This window comes from Desulfurispirillum indicum S5, assembly GCF_000177635.2.
GTDB lineage: Bacteria > Chrysiogenota > Chrysiogenetes > Chrysiogenales > Chrysiogenaceae > Desulfurispirillum > Desulfurispirillum indicum.
The window spans coordinates 1,828,551-1,852,000 of record NC_014836.1 but is presented as its reverse complement, the minus strand read 5'-3'; the positions used below and the strand labels follow the sequence as shown (position 1 = coordinate 1,852,000).

At 60.5% G+C, this 23,450-nt stretch carries 20 protein-coding genes, 1 pseudogene and 1 riboswitch; of the genes and pseudogenes, 9 read left to right on the top strand and 12 right to left on the bottom strand.

Features of this window, described 5'->3' with window-relative positions; translation table 11 throughout:
* The first annotated feature begins 14 nt into the window (after positions 1–14).
* From cbiD to cobK, 6 genes are all read left to right on the top strand, one after another.
* Positions 15–1,025 (top strand): cobalt-precorrin-5B (C(1))-methyltransferase CbiD, encoded by a 1,011-nt coding sequence (gene cbiD / locus SELIN_RS08750; RefSeq protein ID WP_013506305.1) that lies wholly within the window; start codon positions 15–17, stop codon positions 1,023–1,025.
* 377 nt (positions 1,026–1,402) lie between these two features.
* Entirely contained in the window at positions 1,403–2,023 is a 621-nt protein-coding gene (gene cbiE / locus SELIN_RS14055; protein WP_013506304.1) for a precorrin-6y C5,15-methyltransferase (decarboxylating) subunit CbiE, read from the top strand.
* Positions 2,024–2,122: 99 nt separating this feature from the next.
* Positions 2,123–2,890: a precorrin-4 C(11)-methyltransferase gene (gene cobM / locus SELIN_RS08740; RefSeq protein ID WP_013506303.1), complete on the top strand. Its 768-nt coding sequence runs from the start codon at positions 2,123–2,125 to the stop codon at positions 2,888–2,890.
* Complete coding sequence (locus SELIN_RS08735) at positions 2,874–3,665, top strand: cobalamin biosynthesis protein (RefSeq protein ID WP_013506302.1); 792 nt, start codon at positions 2,874–2,876, stop codon at positions 3,663–3,665. The genes cobM and SELIN_RS08735 overlap by 17 nt, the downstream gene beginning before the upstream one ends.
* Complete coding sequence (cobJ, locus tag SELIN_RS08730; RefSeq protein ID WP_013506301.1) at positions 3,658–4,404, top strand: precorrin-3B C(17)-methyltransferase; 747 nt, start codon at positions 3,658–3,660, stop codon at positions 4,402–4,404. The genes SELIN_RS08735 and cobJ overlap by 8 nt, the downstream gene beginning before the upstream one ends.
* Positions 4,401–5,078, top strand: a complete 678-nt coding sequence (gene cobK, locus SELIN_RS08725; RefSeq protein ID WP_013506300.1) for a precorrin-6A reductase — start codon at positions 4,401–4,403, stop codon at positions 5,076–5,078. Before cobJ ends, cobK begins: the two co-directional genes overlap by 4 nt.
* Before the next feature lie 8 nt (positions 5,079–5,086).
* Here the strand turns inward: cobK and SELIN_RS08720 are convergent, their stop codons facing one another.
* The 4 genes from SELIN_RS08720 to SELIN_RS08705 all read right to left on the bottom strand — a co-directional run bounded on the left by SELIN_RS08720 (position 5,087) and on the right by SELIN_RS08705 (position 8,984).
* A complete protein-coding gene (locus tag SELIN_RS08720) occupies positions 5,087–5,707 on the bottom strand; it encodes a precorrin-8X methylmutase (RefSeq protein ID WP_013506299.1) in 621 nt (206 codons plus the stop codon).
* A 75-nt stretch (positions 5,708–5,782) separates the two neighbouring features.
* Positions 5,783–7,093, bottom strand: coding sequence for a cobyrinic acid a,c-diamide synthase CobB (locus tag SELIN_RS08715; protein ID WP_013506298.1), 1,311 nt, complete (start codon positions 7,091–7,093; stop codon positions 5,783–5,785).
* Positions 7,090–7,563: a precorrin-2 dehydrogenase/sirohydrochlorin ferrochelatase family protein gene (locus SELIN_RS08710; RefSeq protein ID WP_013506297.1), complete on the bottom strand. Its 474-nt coding sequence runs from the start codon at positions 7,561–7,563 to the stop codon at positions 7,090–7,092. The genes SELIN_RS08715 and SELIN_RS08710 overlap by 4 nt, the downstream gene beginning before the upstream one ends.
* Complete coding sequence (locus SELIN_RS08705; protein WP_343122654.1) at positions 7,560–8,984, bottom strand: cobyric acid synthase; 1,425 nt, start codon at positions 8,982–8,984, stop codon at positions 7,560–7,562. Before SELIN_RS08705 ends, SELIN_RS08710 begins: the two co-directional genes overlap by 4 nt.
* Positions 8,985–9,055: 71 nt before the next feature.
* Between SELIN_RS08705 and cobI the strand changes: the two genes are divergently transcribed.
* Complete coding sequence (cobI, locus tag SELIN_RS08700) at positions 9,056–9,757, top strand: precorrin-2 C(20)-methyltransferase (RefSeq protein WP_013506295.1); 702 nt, start codon at positions 9,056–9,058, stop codon at positions 9,755–9,757.
* Positions 9,758–10,478: 721 nt separating this feature from the next.
* Here the strand turns inward: cobI and SELIN_RS14725 are convergent.
* From SELIN_RS14725 to SELIN_RS14050, 8 genes and pseudogenes are all read right to left on the bottom strand, one after another.
* Positions 10,479–11,315, bottom strand: a pseudogene (locus tag SELIN_RS14725) (IS5 family transposase).
* A gap of 341 nt (positions 11,316–11,656) precedes the next feature.
* Positions 11,657–12,700 carry an adenosylcobinamide-phosphate synthase CbiB gene (gene cbiB / locus SELIN_RS08685; protein WP_013506294.1) on the bottom strand — a complete coding sequence of 348 codons (1,044 nt, stop codon included), beginning with the start codon at positions 12,698–12,700 and terminating at the stop codon, positions 11,657–11,659.
* An 83-nt stretch (positions 12,701–12,783) separates the two neighbouring features.
* On the bottom strand, positions 12,784–13,815 hold the full coding sequence (locus SELIN_RS08680) for an aminotransferase class I/II-fold pyridoxal phosphate-dependent enzyme (protein WP_013506293.1): 1,032 nt from the start codon (positions 13,813–13,815) through the stop codon (positions 12,784–12,786).
* Positions 13,816–13,824: 9 nt separating this feature from the next.
* Positions 13,825–14,346, bottom strand: coding sequence for a cob(I)yrinic acid a,c-diamide adenosyltransferase (locus SELIN_RS08675; protein WP_013506292.1), 522 nt, complete (start codon positions 14,344–14,346; stop codon positions 13,825–13,827).
* A complete protein-coding gene (gene cobA, locus SELIN_RS08670; RefSeq protein ID WP_013506291.1) occupies positions 14,347–15,066 on the bottom strand; it encodes a uroporphyrinogen-III C-methyltransferase in 720 nt (239 codons plus the stop codon).
* A complete protein-coding gene (locus SELIN_RS08665) occupies positions 15,059–15,970 on the bottom strand; it encodes a sirohydrochlorin cobaltochelatase (RefSeq protein WP_013506290.1) in 912 nt (303 codons plus the stop codon). Before SELIN_RS08665 ends, cobA begins: the two co-directional genes overlap by 8 nt.
* Entirely contained in the window at positions 15,967–17,028 is a 1,062-nt protein-coding gene (cobT, locus tag SELIN_RS08660; protein WP_013506289.1) for a nicotinate-nucleotide--dimethylbenzimidazole phosphoribosyltransferase, read from the bottom strand. The genes SELIN_RS08665 and cobT overlap by 4 nt, the downstream gene beginning before the upstream one ends.
* 251 nt (positions 17,029–17,279) lie before the next feature.
* Positions 17,280–17,470, bottom strand: a riboswitch (cobalamin riboswitch).
* A gap of 78 nt (positions 17,471–17,548) precedes the next feature.
* Positions 17,549–18,037: a chemotaxis protein CheD gene (locus SELIN_RS14050; protein WP_013506288.1), complete on the bottom strand. Its 489-nt coding sequence runs from the start codon at positions 18,035–18,037 to the stop codon at positions 17,549–17,551.
* 515 nt (positions 18,038–18,552) lie between these two features.
* Between SELIN_RS14050 and SELIN_RS14045 the strand changes: the two genes are divergently transcribed.
* Together SELIN_RS14045 and SELIN_RS08640 are read left to right on the top strand one after the other, a co-directional pair.
* Positions 18,553–21,330, top strand: a complete 2,778-nt coding sequence (locus SELIN_RS14045) for a PAS domain-containing sensor histidine kinase (RefSeq protein ID WP_013506287.1) — start codon at positions 18,553–18,555, stop codon at positions 21,328–21,330.
* A gap of 99 nt (positions 21,331–21,429) precedes the next feature.
* Positions 21,430–23,394, top strand: coding sequence for a response regulator (locus SELIN_RS08640; protein WP_013506286.1), 1,965 nt, complete (start codon positions 21,430–21,432; stop codon positions 23,392–23,394).
* Positions 23,395–23,450: the final 56 nt, after the last annotated feature.

Here is a 23,450-nt window from a genome sequence, read left to right as displayed (position 1 = left end):
CAACATCAGATCCCATGCGAAAAGGATTCACCAGCGGAGCCGCCGCGGCCGCCGCAGCCAGGGCCCACGCCCGTTTCCAGATGGGCCATGGGCCCATCACCCACGTATCCATCACCCTCCCGGACAAAAGCACCATGGAGCTGCCGGTGCAGTGCCACCCCCATGGCGCCATGGTCATCAAGGACGCGGGCGATGATCCCGACGTCACCCATGGCGCGGCCTTCTGGGCGCAGGTTGCGCTGTGTGAACATGATTCGGTGATCCATATCGTCGGAGGTGAGGGCGTCGGCGTGGTCACCCGGCCCGGCCTGCAGGTTCCCGTGGGGGAAGCGGCCATCAACCCCGTTCCCCGCGCCATGATTGAAGCCAATGTGCGCGCTGAAATCGGCACCGACCGGGGCGCCACCGTGACCATCCGGGTGCCGGAAGGCAGACGCCTGGCAGCCCAGACCTTTAACCCGCGCCTGGGCATTGAAGGGGGCATTTCCATCATCGGCACCACGGGAATCGTGGAACCCATGAGCCTGCAGGCCCTGGTGGAAGCCATCCACTGCGAAATCGACGTACAGCTGGCCGAAGGCCATCCCATCACGCTGGTTCCCGGCAAGATCGGCGAGAAGCACCTGCAGGCACAGCGCCCCGCAGCACAGACTATCCTGGTCAGCAACGCCTTTGGCGAAGCCCTGGAGTACCTGCGCCACCGGGGCGTCCGGCAGCTGACCATTGCCGGACATCCCGGAAAACTGGCCAAACTGGCCATGGGCTTCTATAATACCCACTCCAGCGCCTCACCCCAGGCTCAGGATTTCGTGGCCCACGTGCTGGGGTTGACCGGCACCTATAATACGGTGGAAGAGATCTGTCAGGCCCACCCTGAAGCATTTGATCCTCTGGCAACGCGGATTGCCGAGCGGGTTGAAAAGGACTGGGGGTTTGCGAGAGTAGAGGTGCTGCTGTTTGATATGCCGGGTGCACTGTTATCAGAAACAATTGGCGGATGCACTCCGTTTATCCGCCCTACATGAGTGCTCAAGCAGAGGTTGGATGTAACTATTCACATCTAACCTGCGATTTTCCGCATGAGCGCCAGCGTTCCGAGAGCGAGCCTGGATGGCGAGCGGCAGAGACTCGAACCATGGATGAAAGTGAGCGTCTCTGGGAGGAATGCTGGCGCGATTGCCAATGTACCGTGAATGATTACGGGTGGATAAGCGCAGCGCATCCACCACGAGCCTTTTCAGAAGCACCTCAAATTAAGCAGGCAATTGAAAAATGCTCAGGTGCAAGGCGCTCGCAGAGCGAGGAATGAGGCGTACATGGAGTACGCTGCAGTGACGAGCGACCGCGAGCAACGCCGCAGATGAGGGTTTTTCAGAAGCCTGAAGCCTGAAAGAGGATAACCGTGAATCAACCGCGTATAACCATCATCTCCATGGGCCCCGGCCATCCTGATCTGTTGACGGAGCGTGCCCGCCGCGCTCTGAAAGAGATTGACCTGGCCATTGGCGCACCGCGCCTGACCCAGGGGCTGGGGATTCCCACCCATGAGCCGGTGCCCCTGGTCAGTGGAACCATCGAATTCATCCGCAACCATCCGGGCCAGCACGTGGGCGTGCTGGTCAGTGGCGATGCCGGTTTCTATAGCCTCAGTCGCGCGGTGGTGAACGCTTTTGGCCGGGAGTCGATTACAGTCATCCCCGGCATCAGCATTGTGCAGGCCGCCTTTGCCGCCATTGCCGAACCCTGGCAGGATGCGCGCTTCTTTTCCGCCCACGGGCGACAGGGGCTGGATGTGGCCGCAATCATGGCCAGCCAGCGCTTTCTGCTGCTCTGCGATACGGCTCACACGCCAGGCGCGCTTCTGGAACGCTTTCCAGAGCTGCGGGCCGATTTCGCCCTGTGGGTGATGGCCAACCTCAGCCTGGAGAACGAAATCATCGTTCCGGTGACCGCCGAAGCGCCTCTGCCCGAGGAATCCCTCAGCTGCCTGGTGGGAATCAGGAAAACGGACAATACCGACTGACAGGCGGATGCGCTACACTTATCCGCCCTACAGAATCACTCAAGCAATACGTAGGGTGGATAAGCAAAGCGCATCCACCAAACAACCATAAGGAATACTATGACGACTGCTTCCACTCCCCACGTTTACTTCATCGGTGCCGGTCCCGGCGATCCCGAGCTGATCACCCTCAAGGGGATCAATGCCATCAAGAAGTGTCAGACCGTCATTTACGCCGGCAGCCTGGTGGCGCCGGAAATCCTGGAGCACTGCCTTCCCGGCGCCCATATCCACAACTCCGCTTCCATGAACCTGGAGGAAATTCTCGCCGTCATGGCGGCGGCCACCAGCCAGGGGCAGAGCGTGGCACGGCTGCACACGGGCGACCCTTCCATCTACGGCGCCATTCAGGAGCAGATGGCCGAGCTGGATAAGCTGGGAATCGCCTACAACGTCATTCCCGGCGTCACGGCGGTATTTGCCGCCGCTGCTGCGCTGCGCACCGAACTGACATCGCCGGAGCAGTCCCAGACACTGGTCATCAGCCGCATTGCCGGTCGCACTCCGGTGCCGCAGGACGAAGCGGTGGCGCGGCTGGCTTCCCACGGCGGCACCTTCTGCTTCTACCTCTCGGTGGATCGCTTCGGCGACATCGCCCGCCAGTTTCTCGACCAGGGCTGGAGCCCCCAGACGCCCGTGGCCATGGTTTACCGCGCCAGCTGGCCCGATGAGCTGATCCGACGCGGAACCATCACCGACATGGCCGCACAGATAACCGACAGCGGCGTCAACAAACACGCCGTCGTCATCATCGGCAAGCCCCTGGGAGCCATTGGCGCCTATTCAAAGCTCTACGACCGGGAGTTCAGCCATGGCACCCGCCCCTGAAGTGGCCGTCATCGCCGTGACCGAAGCAGGAGCACGGCTGGCGCAGCGGATTGCCACCGAGCTTGGCGCTGAGCTGCACCTGCCCCGTCCGCTGGCCGCAGACTTTCACGCCGTACCCTATGACAGTCTCGGCGACCAGTTTGCGCGGCTCATGGACGGCACCCGGCGTGCTATCGTGGCCGTCATGGCCCAGGGCATCGTCACCCGCATGATCGCCCCCCACCTGCGCTCCAAATACACGGACCCCGCCGTGGTCACCTGCGACGAGGTGGGACGCTTTGCCATCAGCACCGCTTCCGGCCACGAAGGGGGAGCCAATCTGCTGGCCCACGCCGTGGCATCCGTCACCGGCGCCACCCCCGTCATTACCACCGCCACCGAAGCCAACCGCCGCCATGTGCTGGGCATTGGCTGTCGCCGGGGCACCCCGCAGGAAACCATCCTCCATGCCATCACCACCGGCTGTCAGCAGGCGGGAATAACCCCGGACCAGCTGCGCCTGCTGGCCTCTGCCTGGGTGAAAAAGGACGAGGCCGGTCTGCTGGCCGCCGCCAGTTCCCTGGGGCTCTATTTGCGCTTTCTGCCCCAAAGCGCTTACCAGAATCCCTTGTTTCACTTTATTGCCCACGATGGGCCCATGCGCCATCTGGGCATCCCCGGTGTGGCCGAGCCCTCGGCCCTGCTGGCCGCCGCCAATCCACGGCTGCTGCTGCCCCGCACCGTCATTGATTCCGTTACCATCGCCATCGTCCAGGAGGAGTTCGACCATGTCTGAGGGAATACTTTTTGTGGCCGGCACCGGCCCCGGCACCAGCGACTACATGGCCCCCGCCGCCCGCGCGGCCATCGCCAGCGCCACCTATATCTGCGGCTACAAACCATACCTTGAACAGGTCTCCCACCTGATCCCTCCCGGAGCCCAGGTTTTCAGCAATGGCATGACCGGCGAAAAAGAGCGGGTGGAAAAGGCCATCGAAGCCATGGAACAGGGGAACCGCGTCGCCCTCGTCTGCGGCGGCGACGCCTCGCTCTACTCCCTGGCTTCCCTGGTCCATGAACTGGCCACCAACACCGATGCCATCGAAGTCATCCCCGGCATCACCGCCGCCCTGGCCGCTTCAGCACGCCTGGGCGCCCCCGTGGCCGACGACCTGGCCATCATCTCCATGTCCGACCTGCTCACCCCCTGGGAGCTGATCCGCAAGCGCGTCGAAGCCGTCAACAGCGGCGACTTCGTGTGCGCCATCTACAACCCCCGCAGCAAAAAACGCACCACCCAGCTGGCCCACACCGTGGAGCGCTTCATGACAGAAAGGGGCGACCTGGCCTGCGGATACGTGCGCCACTGCTACCGGGAAGGAGAAAGCACCTGGACCGGCCACCTCAGTGCACTTGACCTGGAAGTCATCGACATGAGCACCGTCGTCATGGTGGGCAGCACGCGCACCCGGCTCAAAAACGGCAAGCTGGTGACCCCTCGCGGCTACACCGCCAAATACGGGGAACGTCCATGATCCTCGTGCTGGGTGGAACCTCCACCACCCACCAGATCGTGGCGGAGCTGGGAAACCAGCCCCTGATCATCAGCGTTGCCACCGATTACGGCCAGCGCGAATTCAGCGCACGCTATCCCGGCCGCGTCCTGCATACCCGCTTCAGCGCCGAAAGCCTGGCCCACTTCATCACCGGGCAGGACATCGCCCGCATTATTGACACCACCCACCCCCACGCCCGGGAAATCAGCGCCATCGCTCGCACCGTGGCCGCACAGCAGTCCATCCCCTACGAAGACCGCATACGCCCCGTGGCCGAACTGGCGGCTCAACCGGGAATCATCACCTGCCAAAGCGCTGCAGAAGCCGCCACCTACCTGCTGGGCTCCCCCCATCAGCGCATCCTCTTCACCACCGGCAGCAACACTATTCCACACTTTGCCCCCCTGGCAACACGCGGCTACGCCCGCGTCCTGCCCTTTGAGGACTCCATCGCCAAATGCGTCGCCGCCGGCTTTGAACGCTCCCGCATCATCGCCCTGCAGGGGCCGTTCTCCACTGACTTTAACCTGGCCCTGTGCCGGGAATACCGCATCGACTGCCTGGTCACCAAAAACAGTGGGGCAGGCAGTGGATTTGACGAGAAGCGGGAAGCGTGCCTGGAGCTGGGAATTGAAATGGTGGTGGTGGGGTAAGGAAAGGTCTACTGCCCCTGCGCCAGCACCACCAGTAAACCATTGATAACCGTGGCCGCGCAGGGGCTGCCGCCCTTGGGGCCCAGGTTGGTGACGTGGGGGATGGTGGTCTGTCGCAGCAGGTCTTTTGACTCCTCGGCCTTGACAAAGCCCACCGGCAAACCCGCCACAAAGGCGGGCTGCATGGTGCCGGCAGCGGTCAGTTCCAGCAGTTTCAGCAGGGCGGTGGGGGCGTTGCCGATGGCGTAGAGGGCATCGGGGTAGCGTTCGGCGGCGTAGAGCATGGCGGTTTCGGCCCGGGTCAGGTTTTCGGCGCGGGCGCGCTCCAGCACTTCCGGCTCGCTGATGAAGCAGAGCACGGGATTACCGTAGTGCTGCAGGTAGCGGGTGGTGATGCCCACGCGCACCATTTCCACATCGCAGATGATGGGCGCGCCACGGCGCAGGGCCGCCACACCGGCCTCCACAGCGCCGGGCAGGATGCTGGTCAGCTGGGCAAACTCCAGATCCCCGGTGGTATGGATGAGCTTGCGGGCGATGACCTGTTCGTTGCTGGTGAAGCGGCTGAGGTCGGTGTTGGCGTCGATGATGGCAAAGCTGTCGTGCTCTATCTGCAGGCCTTTATCCATTATTTTTCCTTTCACAATACACTTCTTCTGTCTTTCCTGGGGGTTTTGCGGGTTTTGTGTGAGAGCCTCCTGCGTTCAGCCGCCTGCCAGCAGCCAGTCCAGCAGCGAGGGCTCTGATCCAAAATGAAAGTGCACATATCCGGCCACGGTTCTGCCCCTGATGAAGCCATCCTGGCTGCGTTTTCCATTGGTCACCTTTTCCAGCGTAAAGGCACTGGGTTCCTGCACGTCTTCCAGAACGGAGTAGTGGAACTCATGGCCCACCAGCCCTGCCAGGGCGGCCGGTTCCTGTACCCGCACATAGCCCAGGGCCTGGCGCCGGTCGGTCATGCGGCAGGAGGCGTCGAAGATTCCGGCCATGGGGTGGAAATGCCCCTGGCTGTCCCAGATTCCTTTGGTCAGCAGCATCATGCCGCCGCATTCAGCCAGCAGGGGGCGTCCGGCGGCGCTGTGCTGGCGCAGCCACTGGTGCAGGTCATGCTGGGCTGACAGGCGCGGGGCGTGCAGTTCGGGGTAGCCGCCACCCACATAGATGCAGTCGGCTTCGGGCACCGTCTCACCGGCCAGGGGCGAGAAAAAGCGCAGGGCAAAACCCCGCTCTTCCAGCTCCCGCAGATTGGCCTGGTAGTAAAAGCTGAAGGCTTCATCGCGCGCCACGGCGCAGAGGCGGGTGGCATGCGGGGTATTTTCCGGCTGCCACTGGGGTGCGGTGGTCAGGTGGATGGCGCTCAGGGCGTCCAGGTCCACATGCTGCTCCACCAGGTCGGCGCAGGTTTCGTAATAGTTTTCGTCCATTTCCGGCGCGGTGGCAATGCCCAGGTGGCGGCTGGGGGCCAGGGGGCTGCTCTGCCGTGGCACGCAGCCGAGCAGGGGAATATCCGTATGCAGTTCCAGGGCGCTGCGGACCAGTCGTTCGTGGTTGCTCGACGCCACCTGATTGACGATGACGCCCACCAGGGGCGTGGCCTGGCACAGGCTCTGCAGGCCCCGCAGCAGGGCGGCAATGGTGTAGGAGCAGGAAGAGGCGTTCAGCCCGGCCACCACGGGCAGCCCCAGCTGCACGGCCACGTCATAGGAGCTGCCACCGAAGCGGCGCGGTTCAATGCCGTCAAAGAGGCCCATCACTCCTTCCGCCAGGGCCATGTCCCGGCCATGGCAGCCACGGGCGAAGACCTGCTCCAGGGCACGTTGCGTCAGCATGACCGCATCCAGATTCTCCACCGTGCTGCCAGCGGCGCGGGCCAGGTGCTGGCTGTCAATATAGTCGGGGCCGCACTTGAAGGGCGCCACCCGCAGGCCACGGCGGCTCAGGGCGCGGGCGATGCCGGTGGCGATGGTGGTTTTGCCGGAGCCGCTGCGTTCGGCGGCAATCAGCACGCCCCTCATGGCAGCTCCCCCCGGTTCAACAGATCACGGATACGATCCCGCAGCTTGCGGGCGGTGGTGGGGCTTTTGCCCTGGGTGGAGACGGAGACAACCAGCGAGGCATCCTCGTCAATATGCACCGCAGGCAGGTGGAAATCGCACAGCCAGGGGTCGTCGGCTACGTTGACCGGCACGCGCAACCCTTTGGCATGGGCGGCCAGGGCGGCGTTGCGCTCCCGGTTGTCGGTACACAAGAAGGCGTAGTCGCACTGCTCCAGATCGGTCTCAAGCCCTTCGCGCTCGATAACTTCAATGGTTTGGGCGGCTGCCAGGGCGCGCAGCTCATCGCAGACGCGCGGGGCGACGACCCGGATGGCGGGCTCCATGGGCAGCAGGGCATTGATCTTGCGGGCCGCTACCGTGCCGCCACCGATAAAGAGCAGGCGTTTGGCGTTGATATTGACCAGAAAGGGGTAGTAGACGAGTTTCACAGCAGCCCCTCCAGCATGGCGTCGATGTCGCAGTGCTCTGCGATGGTATGGGCCAGCAGGTCCAGCTGGCGTTCCTTTTCGCTCTGATAGTCCACGATGGGCAGGGGCAGACGCAGCAGACCGGCCAGCAGGCGCAGATTGGCGGCGTTTTCAAAGATCCCGTGCAGGTAGGTGCCGAAGACGCGCCGGGAGCCATCCCACAGGCACAGGTCATCGGTGCAGAGCTGCTCCACATCGCTGTGGATGCGGGACTGCCCCACGTGCATTTCGTAGCCGCTGAGGGCCTGCCCCTGCCAGCGGCCCGCTCCCGCCCAGCTGCCCCGACGCAGGGTCTTCTCCCGTGCCATGACGGTGGTCAGGGGCAGCAGCCCCAGCCCGGCGGCTCCACCCGCCAGCCCTTCCACGCCCTGGGGGTCTTCCAGGTGCTGCCCCAGCATCTGCAGTCCACCGCAGATACCCATGATGGGAACCGTGCCGACATACTCCTGCAGGGCGGCAGCAAAACCGGAGCGTCGCAGGAATTCCAGATCGTGCAGGCTGTGTTTGCTGCCGGGCACAATGACGAGGTCGCACTCCGCCAGCTGCGACGGCTGCTCCAGGTAGCTCAGGCGCACTTCCTCCATGGCCTTCAGGGGGGCAAAGTCAGAGAAATTGCTGATGTGGGGCAGACGCACCACGCCAACATGCACTGTGGCACCTGCCTTCCCCCGGTCCGAAGCCAGATCCTGGGAGTCCTCCTCCTCCAGGCTCAGGCGCAGCCAGGGGAGAACCCCGTGAACCGGCACCGGCACCAGGTCGGCGAACATCTCTATACCCGGCTGCAGCAGGCTGACATCGCCCCGGAACTTGTTGATGAGAAAACCGTGGATGAGGGGACGGGCATCGGCGGGAACCAGGTCGTAGGTGCCCTTGAGCCAGGCAAAGACGCCGCCCCGGTCGATATCCCCCACCACAAACACCCGCGCCCCGGCGTGACGCGCCATGCGCATATTGACAATATCCGTGCCCTGCAGGTTGATCTCCGCCGGACTGCCCGCCCCCTCCAGGACGATAATGTCGTACTCGGTGCAGAGGGAATCATAGGCCGCCGTGGCAATGGCCAGATTCTCACGGGAGAGGGTGTAGTATTCGCGTGCGCTGCAGGTTCCCGCCACCTTTCCCATGCGCACCAGCTGGGAGCAGGACTGCCCCTGGGGCTTCAGGAGGATCGGGTTCATACGCACATCGGGCGCAATGCCCGCCGCCTCCGCCTGCAGAATCTGGGCGCGCCCCATCTCCAGCCCATGGGCCGTCACTCCGGCATTCAGGGCCATATTCTGGGACTTAAAGGGTGCCACCCGCAGCCCCCGCTGCCGCAGCAGACGGCAGAAACCGGCAGTGATCAGGCTCTTGCCCACACCGGAGCCGGTGCCCTGGAACATGATGGATGGCACTTTACGAGGGTTTACGGTATCCTGCACAGTATATCGTACTCCATTTACAGAGGTAGAAAATGACAGCAAAGATATGCGGTATCGGCCTGGGGCCAGGCGACCCGGAGCTGGTCACCATCAAGGCCGTGCGCGCCATGGAACAGGCCGACATGGTCGTGGTGCCACAGTCAGACATCACGGGACGCAGCATCGCCGCCGACATCGTTTCCCGCTACATTCCCGCCGAAAAAATTCACATGTACCACTTTCCCATGACCGGCAACAAAGCCGATCTCGATACCCGTTACAGCGCACTGGCAGACGAAATGGCCCGCTGGGCCGCAACCGGAAAGCGAGTCTGCTACGTTACCATAGGCGACACGCCCGTTTACAGCACTTTCAATTACCTGCGCGACAAACTGCTGGCCCAGGGAATCGCCACCGAGATGGTGCCCGGCGTCTCCGCCTACTCCGCCGCAGCCAACTCCCAGAGCCTCCCCCTGTGCGAAAAGGACGGCTCCTTCTGCGTCATCGAAATGCCCGAAACCCTGGACGAACTCCCCGCCCTGCTGGAACGCTTCAGTTCCGTCGTGCTGATGAAAGTCCACAAACGCCTGCCCGCCCTGTGCCAGTTTGTGCGACAGGCCGACCTGGCCTACGCCTCCCTGTTCCAGCGCATCACCCTGCCCGAAGAACAGGTGTACGACCTGCTGACCCAGACCCCGCCCCAGGACGCGGGGTATCTGTCGACAGCCATACTGCAGCGCCGGGAGTTTCGGTAGGGGAGAGGGATAGCTGGCAGCAAGAGGGTTCACCACGAATGGATGCGAATAAATGCAGAAAACCATAAAGGCATATCTCACGCCAAGCTCGCAAAGGCACAAAGGAAAGGCGGGGAGATTAACCACGGAAAGCACGGAGGGCACGGAAAAAAAGGGAAAGACATACCTCACGCCAAGCCGCGAAGCTCGCCAGGGAAGGCAGGGAGAAAAGAGGATTTAACCACGAATGGGCACGAATAAACGCGAATAAAAGCAAAGAACCATAAAGGCATATCTCACACCAAGCTCGCAAAGTCACAAAGGAAAGGCGGGGAGAGATTAACCACGGAAAACACGGAGGGCACGGAAAAAGAGGGAAGGCCTAGATTTCTATTCTTGGTTTGAATCAGAATTTCCTGATGATATAGGCGAGCCAATATTTGATTTGTATTGGGCGCTTGCAGAATTCAGGGCGGGTCACGAAGAACAAGCCAGGCATCGACTGCAAATTGCAATGCTTAGCAATTTATATATGCTGCCATTCTTGTTTCAAGAACCAATTGAAGAACTGGATATTTGGCACTCATCAAATAGAGACCAACAAGATTATCTTTGGGAAGTCGAGGAATATTTGGATGAACCAACGGCAGAAGAACGGGAGTGGTTTAGGAAGGAGTACAACAGTCAACCATACGAGGCCCTAAGACACGAGTACGTCGAAACCTGCCATGAGCTTAAGAACTTATCCATAAATTACGCCGATTTTCCTGTATGTGATTATGGCTGCCGCAAGACACGTCAACCCGTAGTGAGTGACCTCAAGCTTCTCAAAGCGCACATGAATCTTCCTGAAACGGTTGAACCAGGAAATAGATGCTTCCACTATCCAGCGCCTCGCCTTCTTTGATGGGTCACGCTTCTTGTCCTCGATCTCTTCTTTTCGCTGCTTTACATGGGGTATGTATCCGTCGCTGAAGAATGCTGCTGAGCGCCTGCTTTCCCTTGTAGCCACAATCTGCGCAAAGATGCTGCTCCTGCTCTGCAGGCTTCTCGAAGACTACGCCATCAAGAACAGCTTCAAGCTGGCTCACATCATGCCGGTTCGCTCCGGTTACGACGATGGACAACGGGACGCCACGACCGTCCACCAGGACATGACGCTTGCTCCGTTTTTTCCCCGATCCGTCGGGTTCTTCCCTACGGTTTCAAGAGCCATTGGTGCTTTGTACATTCCGCCATCTATGCTTTGCCACTCCCAGGCAATTCCCTCCATCTCGTCATACTCAGCCAGCCCTTGACGCCAAATAGCTTCGAATACACCGGCCTTACTCCACTCAATGAAGTACTTGTGCACGGCACTTGCGCAACCAAACTGCTCCTTGGGTATCGCTTTCCACTGACAACCGGTGCGCAGAACATAGACAATGCCGGAAAACGCCTTCCTGGGGTTAAGTCGCTTGCGCCCACCACCAGGCTTGCGCTTGTAGACCTTGTCAAGATCTCTTTGATGGATTGGCAGCAAAGGCTCAACTCTTTGCCAGAAAGCATCTGAGACTTCCCATGATTGCACTTTAGACATAAATCACCGCCATGAATGATCTCTCACTGAATCATTCTATAGCAAACTATCATAATGGTCAATAATTATTTATGGACAAGCTCTAAGTATGAGCACGATTTTCTGAAGCGCAGCGCAATATTGAATAAGTGGCGTTGTAAGCAATAAATAACGCATAAATTGGACAAAACCTGCACGTTTCTGGACACCAACTTTCTATACAGCTTTACGGGGCCAATTTCTTACTGCCTTTCCTTTGCGTGCTCTGCGCCTTGAGTGAGCGCAGCGAACGGGCGTGAGATCCTGCCTTTCCATTCGCGTTTATTCGCGTCCATTCGCGGTAACTTCTGTGCCTTCCGTGGTTAAGCTCTTCCGGTTTCCCCTCCCCACGGTCTTTGCGTGATATCTCCCCCATTCGCGGTTCCCCCCCTACAGCAGTGGGCAGGGTGCCAGGTGATGCCGAATATGGCGACGGCGAGAAACATCACCACGATGGTGGCGGCGCTGAACAGGCGCGTGGCGTTTTGGATGGTCTGGGCGTTCAGGGGTTCTGTGCCATCGCCGATCCAGGGTTTTTCCTTGCGTTGGCCGTGGTAGGTGGCGGGGCCGCCCAGCTGCACGCCGAGGGCTCCGGCGAAGGCGGCCATGCTGTGGGCGGAGTTGGGGCTGGGGTGGGCTTTGCGGTACCGGGCTGCTGCGCGAAGGGCTCCGGCTGCCGAGGCTCTGGGGGTAAACAGGGTGGCCAGGGCGATGACGAGGATGCTGAGGCGGGCGGGCAGGAAGTTCAGCAGGTCGTCGGAGCGGGCGGCGAATGTGCCGAAGTGCTGGTAGCGTTCGTTGCGGTAGCCGACCATGGAGTCCAGGGTGCTGATGGCTTTGAAGAACATGGCGGCGGTTCCTCCCCCCAGGGCGGCGTAGAGTGCGGGGGAGAGCACGCCGTCGGTGAAGTTTTCGGCGACGGATTCCACGGTGGAGCGTGCCACTTCCGTTTCGTCCAGTTCGCTGGTATGGCGGCTGACGATCATGGAGAGGGCGTGGCGGGCATTTTCCAGCTCTCCGGCGGCGAGGGGTGTGTGGACTGCCAGGGCGTGTTCTTCCATGGATTTGCTGCTGATGCAGATAGCGATGATGAGGGTATTGACGACCACATAGGCCAGCAGGTGCCACTGCCAGCTGAGGTACAGCGCTATGGCGGGCAGGAGGCTGGCCATGGTGACGGAGAAGAGGGTCAGCAGGAGGCCGCCGAAAAAGCCCCACGGGTGCAGAAATGTTTCCAGCCAGCGGTTGAGGCGGCCCATCAGGCAGACGGGGTGGAGGCTGGAGTGGGGGTCGCCCAGCCACTGGTCCAGCATGAAGGCCAGCACCAGGCTCAACAGGTTCAGGCTTACAAAAAGCATCAGATTCATACACGCTCCTTCATATGGGTGCCTGTCACACGGGGTTTTCCATTGTCAGCCTGATTGGCGGTATGTGCAAGGCCTGCCAGGATTCAGAAGCTCGCAAATGCTTGGGAGAGAGGCCGCATATCCTCCTTGATGCTGAAGCGGATGCAGGAGCTGTCCAGTCCGGCAAAGTTGCTGCAGTCGCGGATCAGCACCCGCTGCTGCAGGCAGTGCCGGAAGAGGTGGCTGGCGTCGCGTCCGTGGAGCTGGCAGAGGAGGAAGTTCACCGCCGAGGGCAGGGGGGTGAGCCAGGGGAAGGCGGCAAGTTCCCGGTAGATGGAGTCCCGACGCTTGGCCATGGTTCGGGCGACGCGGGTGCTGTCTGCGCTCAGCAGGCGCATTCCCATCTCCTGGGCGATGCTGTTGACACTCCACAGGGAGCACCGGCTTTCAAGTTTTTCCAGCAGATCGGCGCTGCCACCCATGGCAAAGCCCAGGCGCAGGCCGGGAATGCCATGGATTTTGGAGAATGAGCGCAGCACCAGCAGGTTGGGTGTCAGGTGGGGCACCAGGGTCAGCGCGGCTTCGTCGCAGTGGAAGGGCAGGTAGGACTCATCCACCACAAACAGGGTTCGGGGGTGGCGCTGTACCAGGGAGAGCACTTCCTGGCGGGAGGCTGTGGTGGCGGTGGGGTTATTGGGGTTGCACAGAAAGCACAGGTCACCGTCCACGTTCAGGGTGGCGAAGTCGTGACGAAAGCCGTGCTGCGGCTCTGCCAGGAGCATGTGGATGTCGAGGTTGTACTGGCGCGCGGCATGGGCGTAGTCGCTGTAGGTTGGCCCCAGGATGGTGACGCGCTTGCCGCCGTAAAGCTGGCAGATGCGTTCTATGGCCTCGGTGGTTCCGGCGGTGACCCACACTTGCTGTGAACTGAGGCCAGAGGCTGCGGCGCAGGCGGCCTTCAGGGTCTGGCTGTGGGGTTCGGGAAGGCGGGCCAACAGGCCGGGCAGGTCAATGTCCGCGATGCCTTCGGGCTGCCAGTCGGCCACATTGGAGCTGTAGTCGCGAATATCTCCGGGGTCGCACCCGATGAAGGCCGCTGCCTGGAAGATATTGCCGCCATGGTTGCCTTGCTGCATGTTTTGTCCTTACTTTTCCATTCCCCTGCGCGCTGCTACTCCCTGCTGAAAGTAGTGCTTCACTTCGCGCATTTCGCTCACCAGATCGGCCTGCTGCAGCAGAAAGTCCGGGGCATTGCGGCCGGTCAGCACCAGTTCGGTGTGCGCTGGCCGCAGAGCCAGCAGCTCCTGTATCTCCGCGCGGCTCACCAGCTGCCTGTTGAGGGCGGCGATGAGTTCATCGAGGACGACCAGATCATAGGTTGCCGACTGCAGGGCGCGGCGGGCTTCCTCCAGGCCAGCGCGTGCCAGCTGGCGATCTTCTTCCGCAGGTTCCCCGCGGATGAACTTCCCGCTGCCAAAGGCGCGGTGGGTGATGCGCTGCTGCAGCTGCTGCAGGGCGGCCCACTCCGATGAATCGCCCTTCTTGAGGAACTGGCAGAAGAAAACTCTGCCTCCGGCCCCGGCGCAGCGCAGCGCCAGGCCGAGGGCGGCGGTGGTTTTGCCCTTGCCGTTGCCGGTATAGATCTGCACGTACCCCTGGGGGAGCATCTAGAGTGCCGAAAACATGGCCACATCACCGATGATGATGGTGGCCGGGTGGCTGACGCGCTGGCTGTCGATGCAGGTGAGCACGTCGTCCAGGGTGGTGGTGAAGATGCGTTCCTGTGCGGTTTCCAGGCTCTGGCCGATCAGGATGGGCGTGGAGGGGGCCATGCCGTGTGACAGCAGCTGCTGGCGGATGGTGGGTATGTTTTTGACGCCCATGTAGACGACAATGGTAAAGCCCAGGGCGCACAGGGCGTCCCAGCGGTAGCTGGTTTCCAGAGTGTCGGCCTTGGTGTGACCGGTGATGAAGACCACTCCCGGCACGCTGCGCCGGTCGGTCAGGGCGCTCTGCACTCTGGCGGCCAGGGATGAGGCCGAGGTGACGCCGGGAATGATGGTGACGCGGGCACCCACGGCGCGGGCGGCTTCCACCTCTTCGATGGTGCGGGCGAAGACGGAGGTGTCGCCGCCCTTGAGGCGCACGACGCGCTTGCCCTGCTGCAGTTCATCCACGATCATGGCGTTGATCTGGGCCTGGGTCATGCAGTGGGCGTGGTAGGGCCGCTTGCCCACATCCCGGCCTTCGCAGGCGATGTACTGCTGGATGTCGGGATGGATAAGCCGGTCGTAGAGGACCACTTCGGCGTTGCGAATGGCTTCGATGCCGGCAAGGGTTATGGACTGGCCGCCCAGACCGGCGCCCACGATGATGAGTTCACCCATGGGTGCCCTCCAGTGCGATTCCGGCTTCCTGCGCGGCCTGCTCCAGGCAATCCAGGAAGATGCGGCGCACGGCGGGGTTCTGTCCCAGGCCCTCCAGCACCGTGGTCACGGTATAGCCGTCGCCCTGAAGCATGGTGAGCCACGAGTCCTCTTCGTCGCCGGCCATGTCGTTGCGGGCGTGGTCTCCGGCCACGTACATCAGGGGTTTCAGGAGCACGGAGCGCGCTCCGGCGGCGACCAGCTTTTCCTGTACGGTTTCAAAGTCGGGCAGGCCTTCCACCAGGCCAATGCAGACGGGGATGCCATACTGGCGGCGCAGCAGAATTTCCAGCTCGTAGTAGGCGCCCTGGGCCATGTGTTCGTTGCCGTGGCCCATGTAGACCAGGGCGGCTCCGGCGGCGCGGGCGGCGTCGATATCGGGTTTGAGGGCCGCTACCAGGGCGTCAAGCTGCTCACGGTGGTGAAAGGAGCCCAGCAGGGGCTTGCCGATGGCGACTTTGGCGAAGGGCTGCAGGTGGGGTTTATGGGCCCTGATGGCGCCCAGGGCTTCCACGCAGGCCACCAGGTCGCGGTATTCCTCGCCATCGACGATCAGCACGGGCTGCACCACGATGTTGCGGCAGCCTTCATGCTGCAGATCGGCCATGGCGCCCAGCACGTTTTTGACGGCAAAGATCTGCTGGGGAATGTTCGGGTGGTCACGGCGATATGCCGCGTCGGCGGCGCGCTCATGCCACTTGCGGCGGATGAAGTTGGAGGTGAAGGCCAGGCGGACGGGGATGCCGGGATAGCGCTGCTCGATGTCCCGCAGCATGGCCAGGATGGGTTCCAGGGTGGCGGGGTAGGTGGTGCCGAAGGCCGCCAGTACAATGGCGCTTTGGGGAACGGATTCGGGGTGTTTCATGGTCGTATATCCACCAGGTAGTCGCGGTTGATCATGGCTTCATCGAAGGTGGCCATGGTGCTCAGCATACTGAGGGCCGCATCCACAATGCCGAAGGCCAGGGGGCAGCCGGTGCCTTCGCCCAGGCGCATATCCAGGTGCAGCAGGGGTTCCAGCTGCAGTTCCGCCATAATGCGGACGTAGCCGGGCTCCGCCGAGCGGTGGGAGGGGATCAGGTACTCCCGCACCAGCGGATTGAGGCGGCAGGCCACCAGGGCGGCGGCGGCGGAGATAAAGCCGTCGATCACCACGGGGACTTTACTGTGGGCAGCGCCCAGAAAGCAGCCCACCATGCCCGCCACGTCCAGTCCGCCCACTTTGGACAGTACATCCAGGGGGTCGGCGGGGTCCGGCTGGTGCAGGGCCAGGGCGGCGCTGATGACCTGTTTTTTGCGGGCCAGCGCTTCGTCGGTGATGCCGCCCCCTTTGCCCACGGCCTCGTCGGCGCTGGCTCCGGTCAGGGCCATGAAGATGGCGCTGCTGCAGCTGGTGTTGCCGATGCCCATTTCGCCGGTGCCGATCAGGTTATAGCCTTCGTGTGCCAGCTCCTGAACCACCTGGATGCCGGTGAGGACGGCCTGTTCGGCCTCGTGGCGCTCCATGGCCGCTTCTTTGGCGAAGTTGGCGGTGCCGGGGCGCACTTTGCGCGCAATCAGGCCGGGGTGGGATATGTTGGGTTTGATGCCGATATCCACCACGCGCACATCGGCTCCATTGGCGTTGCTGAGCACGCAGATGCCCGTCAGGTTTTTGAGCATGTTGATGGTCTGAATGGCGGTGACTTCCTGGGGAGCGCAGGCGATGCCCTCTTCCACGATGCCGTGGTCAGCGGACATGACGATGGTGCACTTCCTGCGGGGGGCGGGGGTGATGGTGCCACTGATGGCGGCCACCTGGGCGGCGATGGATTCCAGCCTGCCCAGGCTGCCCAGGGGTTTGGCCAGGCTGTCAATGCGGGCCTGGGCGGCAGCGCGGATTTCGGCGCTGGGGGCGGTGATGGTGTCGATGATGGGCTTCATCACGGGTTGCCTCCCGTGGTGTCCGTGACGGTTCGGGCGGCACCAGGGGAATTCGGGGGAAACATCCGCTGCCATGGTAAGACTGACAGCGGGATACAAGCAAAAAAAGCTGGCATGAAAAAGCCTCCTGCGTTGTATCCCGGGCAAGCAGGGGAACACAGGAGGTACACGTTGCGAGCAAAACCCGAAAATGTCCGAACCGGCACCCACCTTCCATACCCGGGAAGGGTTGAGTACACAGGTCTGCCGTGCAGGCCTGTGTGATTCCGGCAGGTCTCCTGACTTGCGATTCATCCTCCCGATCGCCTTCCCAACCTGAGAGGCCAGTGGCAAAGTGATCCGTCGTCGTCGCTCACAGTGGCGGGTCCGTGGGGGAGTTGCACCCCGCTTCCCTTTTCATCTGACACGGGCAGTGCCAGACACCGGAATCTGTTGCTGTTTCTTTTACCGAAAGCGGGCGTTACTGTCAAAGCCATTCAGCGGGGGCGGAAGAAAAGTGTCTGCATCGGCAACTCTCCTGTCACAGGCACTCGGGAAGCGTGGGCAGGCGTTTGAGCAGAACCTCTCCGCTGGCGCAGTTGATGAAGACTTTACGGCCATTGATGCCTCCGGTTTCCTGGTGGCTGATGGGGTAGCCAAGTTCGCGCAGCAGGGTGAGGGTAACTTCCACATTGAGCTCTCCGACGCTTATCCAGGCGTGACGCCTTGGCTGGTTTGCCATACGGCTGCCGCCAAAGACGCTGACGGTGAGTTCGTGGGGTTTGACGCCACGGGAGCGGAAGGCGTCATGGAGAAAGCGCACACAGCCATCGGCGTACTTCAGGGGAGTGGTGGTGCTGGCCTGGCCGATGGAGGGCATCAGGGCATGGGTGATGCCGGTGATCTTCAGGCGTGGGCTGTGCATGATCACGCAGACGCAGGAGCCAAGGATGGTGTAGATGGTCTGAGGATGTTCACCGATAAGGGCCTCGGCTGGCTTGAGGCAGATGGCTTGGCTCAGTTTCCGCATGGTGCTTTCCGGTACTCTTGAGTGTTGGAGGTGTGATGCCATTCGTAAGCGTATCCATGAACTTCCCCGGCCACTTGGTGTGCTCCCGGAATGGCGGGAAAAGGTTCAGCAGGCTGCTGAAAAACCCTCATCTGCGGTGTTGCCCGCCGTCGCGCGTCATTGCAACGTACGGGAAGTACGCTTCATTCCACGCTCCGCGAGCGCCTTGCACCTGAGCATTTTTCAATTGCCTGCGTATTTTTTAAGTATTTCAGCAAGCTGTTGCCATCGTGAGGAGTTCCGGAAATTCTCGCACACCAGGCGGGGAATGGCACGGGGAAAATGAAAAAATGGCTGCATGCCTGAATGGCCTGGAAAACGGTACGCTGAATATATTCTGCATTCCTACTGGAAGCATGGGTAAAGAATGGGTAATTTGCCATGGAATAAGTTGATAAAAAGATATTGCAGAGACTTTCTCGGAACAGGTACAACACAGGTTCGGGCTCACTGAAAATGAAAGTGGTGAGAGGATCATGCGTATACCTTTGATCTGTATCGTGCTCTGCATGTCGTTGTCTGTGGCCTCAGGCGAAGAGCTCTTCACCTATGGTGCTTTCCTCAAGCATGGTTCGGTCATGCTGCTGATTGATGAACAGACGCGCACTATTCTGGATGCCAATCAGGCGGCTGTGGATTTCTACGGTTATGATATTGATACCCTGCGCCGGATGCACATGGGACAGATCAATATTCTGCCCGATGCCTCGGCGCAGCGGGCACTGCAGCTGCATCGTGAGGCACCTACGCAGTATGCGCACTTTCAACACCGCCTGGCTTCGGGGGAAATCCGGCAGGTGGAGGTTTTTACCTGGCTGTTTGAGCGACAGGGCCGAAAGGTTCGGCTTTCGACGGTCAGGGATCTCTCCGCTGGCAGTGACCTGATCTACCTGCTGGATCGAGTCTACACCCAGGATCGCTTTGCCGAGCAGATTGCGGGATTCGGGCACTGGACACTGGATCGAAACTCCATGCGGATTTTCCTCACCGAGGGGGCGGCGGCCATACTGGGCATTGGGGACCAGCAGATCTCCTATGACGAACTTCACGCCATGGTGGTGCCCGAGGATCGCATCACCCTGGACCACTTTCACCAGAACCTGCTGGAATTTGGTATGCGCAGTGAACAGACGCTGCAAATTACCCGGGCTGATGGCAAAAGCGCTTTCGTGCGCATCTTTGCCAGTTATGATCCCTTTACCAACGTGCTCACCGGCGTGATCAACGATATCACGGAACACACACGGACCCTGGATCGTCAGCAGCACCAGGCGACGCTGTTTATCATCGTCCTTGGCGTTCTGGTCGTCGGCCAGTTTGTCATCATTAACTTGCTGATGCACTTTCGCAAGCTGCGGAAGCGGGCGGAGAGCAACCTGCAGGAGCGGGAGACGGAACTCTCCTCGCTGGTGGCATCCATGCAGGATATTCTCTTTGTCTTTGACCAGGATGGACGCATCCGCAGCTTTCATGCTCCCGATCCCGAGTCGTTGCTCAGCTCGCCGAAAAAGTTCCTGGGGAAACACTTTCAGTCGGTTCTCCCAGCGGCAGTATCCTGCAAGCTGGAGCAGGCCCTGGATGAGGTCAATGCCACCGGCCTTCCCAGTCAGTTTTCCTACAGCCTTGACCTCCATGGTCAGAAACGCCACTACCTGGCGCTGGTAAGCCAGATGCGCGGCAGTGCCAGTGGCAGCTGCGGTTATCTGGCGGTGGTTCGCGATGTCACCACTCAGGAGCAGTCCCGCCACCTGCTGGCTCTGCAGGAAAAGCAGTTCCGCGCGCTGGTGGAAAACACCCAGGATCTGGTTCTCCGCTTTGACCGCGACGGGCGCATTCTCTTTGCCAATATCGCCTTTGAAATGACAACGGGTTTTGCCCGAGAGGATTTCAGCGGAAAGACCCTGCAGCAGATCAGCTTCGCCGATGATATCGAGAAGCTGCTGCGTCTTTCCATCGAGGATGTTTTTACCAGTGGCATTCCCAAAGTCATTGAGTTCAGCTATATGGGCATGGTGGAGTTGCAGTACTTTGAGTGCCAGATTACGCCGGAAATCGATCTGGAGTGTGACATCGTCTTCGATTCTGAGACGGCACTGTGCTTTGATACGGTGCTGGCGGTGTGTCGTGATATCACCGCCCGCAAGCGCAACGAGGACGGCATCAGACGCTCCCACAGCTTTTTCCTCTCGCTGCTGGACAACTTTCCCACCATGGTCTGGCGTACTGGGCCTGCGGGCCACTACGACTACTTCAACAGCACCTGGCTGGCGTTTATTCCCACCGACGTCAGTACTCCCTTTGAGGGCAACATCAATCAGCTCATTCACCCCGATGACTACGACCGCTACACCGAGGCTTTCTGGAAGGCCTTCCATGCCCGGGAAAACTTTGAACTGGAATACCGGCTGCGCCACCACAGCGGCGAATACCGGGAAATTCTCGACGTTGGACGGCCCATCTACGACCTCGATGATGTTTTCGCTGGGTTTATCGGCACCTGTTATGACATCAGCGAGCGCTTCCGCGCCGAGGAACGGCTGCGGGAAAAGGACAAGCTGCTGCTGATCCAGTCACGTCAGGCTGCCATGGGCGAGATGATCGGCAATATTGCCCACCAGTGGCGCCAGCCCCTCACCTCGCTGTCCACCACCCTGGAGGAGATTCAGGACGCCCGCGAATTCGGCGAACTCACCGATGCGTATTTTGACAGCATGGTGAGTAAGTCCATGGAGGCCATCGATTACATGTCACGCACCATCGACGACTTCCGCAACTTCTTCAAGCCCGATCGCGAGAAGGTGCCCTTCTGCCCGGAAGGGGTGCTGAAGCGCTCCCTGGCTTTGATCGATGCCAGCCTGAAAACTCATGGCATAACGGTCAGCATAGAGCACCTCCCCTGTCAGCATGGCCGGGTTTCCGGATATCCCAATGAGTACGCTCAGGTGCTGATCAATATCATCAATAATGCCAGGGATGTGCTGGTTGAAAGGCACGTTGCGCATCCCGCCATCCGCGTGAGGATTGAGGGACGGGATGCCGAGTGTATGCTGAGTATCGAAGACAATGCGGGCGGTATTTCCACGGACCCCATCGACCGGGTTTTTGAGCCGTACTTCAGCACCAAGGGCCCTGGACATGGCACCGGAATCGGCCTCTATATGGCCAAGGAAATCATCGAAAAAAATATGGGCGGGACACTGAGTGTGGCGAATACCCGGGAGGGTGCCATGTTCATGATCACCCTGCGCAAATGAGCCCGCCAGCTATCGCAGGACAGTCGCACGGACCTGTGCTCTGCTTCGGGTGTGTACACCGAGGCAGGTTGATTCACCCCATCAACCGGAGGATTTTCCATGGATAACAGTGAAAAATGGCTTGCCCGGCTGACGGTACTCTATGTGGAGGATGAGCCAGGCGTACGCGAGAATATTGCCAAGTTTCTGCAGCGACGCTTCAAGAAAGTCTATGTGGCGGAAGATGGGCGGGCAGGTCTGAAATTATTCCGGGAACACAAGCCGCACATGGTGATCAGCGATGTGCGGATGCCGGTTATGGATGGCCTGCAGATGAGCCGCGAGATCCGCAGGCTTCAGCCCGACGCCCATATTATTCTCACCACGGCCCACAGTGAGACGGATCTGATGATTCAGGCGATTGATATCGGCGTCAGCCAGTTTGTCCTGAAGCCCATCAGCCGCGAGAAGTTGCTGGAGAGTATCGGGCGCACCATGCGCGATGTGCTGTTGCGCGAGAAGGAACATCAGCAGATCCGGCTGATTCAGAAGATTCTCGACAGTCAGGACAGCCTGATCGTTGTGGCGGATCGCAGCAGCATTATCGGTGCCAACCGCGCAGCCCTGGACTACTTCCAGTGCTCCAGCCTGCAGGTGATGGCGCAGAATTACAGCTGCATCCGCCCGTTTTTCCTGGATGAGGACGGGTGCTTTTTTCCGCGGACCGAGAACTGGCACCAGGAAGCCCATGGTTCGTGCAAGATCAAGATGCTGGACAGCCGTACCCATCAGGAACGGTTCTTTGTCATGCGGGTCAAAAAGTTCCCCATGGGGGAGAATATTTCCATTATCACGCTGACCGATATGACAGACCTGGAGCACCAGCAGCAGGAGCTGGAAAAACTGGCGACCGTCGACCCGCTGACGGGCCTGCACAACCGCGCCAAGTGTTCGTTTCTGCTCAACCGCGAGATTCAGTATGCCCGGCGTTACCGTTCGCCGCTGTCGGTGGTGATGCTGGCGGTGGACTATCGTGATGATATTGATGTTTCCCTGGGACAGGAGTGTTCCGATGAAGTGCTGCTGTGCCTGGCTACCCTGCTGAAGGAAAATATCCGCAATTTTGATATTCTGGGGCGTTGGGACGATGAGGAGCTGATGATCATCGCTCCCAACAGTGACCACATCGTTATTCAGAATCTCGTGCACCGCTTGCGTGGCATCGTGGCGCAGCACGAATTCCCCTTTGTGGGCAGCATTACCTGCAGTTTCAGTATCGCCGAGGCCGTGGAGGGTGAAGATGAGATGGCGTTTGCCCGCAGTGCCCTGGAGGCGTTACGCCATGGCCAGACCCTGGGGCGGAACCTGATTATCGATGCCCGCAGCATGGAGGTGGTGAGCTCGGATCTGGAGGCGATCCGCGAAAGTGAGTCGATCCTCGCGCGTTTTCGCGAGGTGCACCAGCGTCGGCAGCAGGTGCATCTGAGTAATTGCCTCAAGGGGATGTGCGTCCAGGCCAGTGTTTCCATCGCTGGCCTGGGGGTGGACAGCGTGGATCTGATACTGCCCCGCAAACAGTTTTACGCGTTGCTGCTGGAGAAGAAAGTCTACCTTGAGAGCGAACTGCTGGGGCAATCTGTTCTGGCACGGTTGAGGGATTTCGATAAAGATCAGATGCGGGTCACCCTCAAGGAGTTTTCCTTCAAGGAAAATCGTACCCGGCAGCGCCGCTATGTCCGACTGCAGGTACCTGACACCGTGAAAATTATCGTGGCGTCGGAAGGGAATGTCCTGCAGGAGCGCCTGTTTGACTTGTCACTGCAGTCCGCCACCTTCCATACCATGGCGGCGGACTGGCTGCGTGAAGGCATGGAAGTGGAAGTGACCCTGGTGACCGGAGCCCGGGCGGCCGGATATGAAACCATCCAGGCCCGGGGAACCCTGCAGCGGGTTGAGGGTATTGGGCGCATGAGCATTGTGGCCTTGCTGCTTCAGTGCGATCGTCAGAATCAGGAGTCTCTGAAGGAGTATATCGCGAGGCGGCAGATCGAAATTATCCAGGAGGCGAATGAAGCACTGCTGTAGGCCCTTTTCAGAGAGTCTGTGGCATCTGGGTGTATTCACGGTGGACGATGGTCACG

Excerpts from the sequence above, each read along its gene's own strand:
- cbiD (WP_013506305.1), top strand. The coding sequence starts at position 15 with ATGCGAAAAGGATTCACCAGCGGAGCCGCCGCGGCCGCCGCAGCCAGG.
- cobM (WP_013506303.1), top strand. The coding sequence starts at position 2,123 with ATGACGACTGCTTCCACTCCCCACGTTTACTTCATCGGTGCCGGTCCC.
- SELIN_RS08735 (WP_013506302.1), top strand. The coding sequence starts at position 2,874 with ATGGCACCCGCCCCTGAAGTGGCCGTCATCGCCGTGACCGAAGCAGGA.
- cobJ (WP_013506301.1), top strand. The coding sequence starts at position 3,658 with ATGTCTGAGGGAATACTTTTTGTGGCCGGCACCGGCCCCGGCACCAGC.
- cobK (WP_013506300.1), top strand. The coding sequence starts at position 4,401 with ATGATCCTCGTGCTGGGTGGAACCTCCACCACCCACCAGATCGTGGCG.
- SELIN_RS08720 (WP_013506299.1), bottom strand. The coding sequence starts at position 5,707 with ATGGATAAAGGCCTGCAGATAGAGCACGACAGCTTTGCCATCATCGAC.
- SELIN_RS08715 (WP_013506298.1), bottom strand. The coding sequence starts at position 7,093 with ATGAGGGGCGTGCTGATTGCCGCCGAACGCAGCGGCTCCGGCAAAACC.
- SELIN_RS08705 (WP_343122654.1), bottom strand. The coding sequence starts at position 8,984 with ATGTTCCAGGGCACCGGCTCCGGTGTGGGCAAGAGCCTGATCACTGCC.
- cobI (WP_013506295.1), top strand. The coding sequence starts at position 9,056 with ATGACAGCAAAGATATGCGGTATCGGCCTGGGGCCAGGCGACCCGGAG.
- cbiB (WP_013506294.1), bottom strand. The coding sequence starts at position 12,700 with ATGAATCTGATGCTTTTTGTAAGCCTGAACCTGTTGAGCCTGGTGCTG.
- SELIN_RS08680 (WP_013506293.1), bottom strand. The coding sequence starts at position 13,815 with ATGCAGCAAGGCAACCATGGCGGCAATATCTTCCAGGCAGCGGCCTTC.
- SELIN_RS08675 (WP_013506292.1), bottom strand. The coding sequence starts at position 14,346 with ATGCTCCCCCAGGGGTACGTGCAGATCTATACCGGCAACGGCAAGGGC.
- cobA (WP_013506291.1), bottom strand. The coding sequence starts at position 15,066 with ATGGGTGAACTCATCATCGTGGGCGCCGGTCTGGGCGGCCAGTCCATA.
- SELIN_RS08665 (WP_013506290.1), bottom strand. The coding sequence starts at position 15,970 with ATGAAACACCCCGAATCCGTTCCCCAAAGCGCCATTGTACTGGCGGCC.
- cobT (WP_013506289.1), bottom strand. The coding sequence starts at position 17,028 with ATGAAGCCCATCATCGACACCATCACCGCCCCCAGCGCCGAAATCCGC.
- SELIN_RS14050 (WP_013506288.1), bottom strand. The coding sequence starts at position 18,037 with ATGCGGAAACTGAGCCAAGCCATCTGCCTCAAGCCAGCCGAGGCCCTT.
- SELIN_RS14045 (WP_013506287.1), top strand. The coding sequence starts at position 18,553 with ATGCGTATACCTTTGATCTGTATCGTGCTCTGCATGTCGTTGTCTGTG.
- SELIN_RS08640 (WP_013506286.1), top strand. The coding sequence starts at position 21,430 with ATGGATAACAGTGAAAAATGGCTTGCCCGGCTGACGGTACTCTATGTG.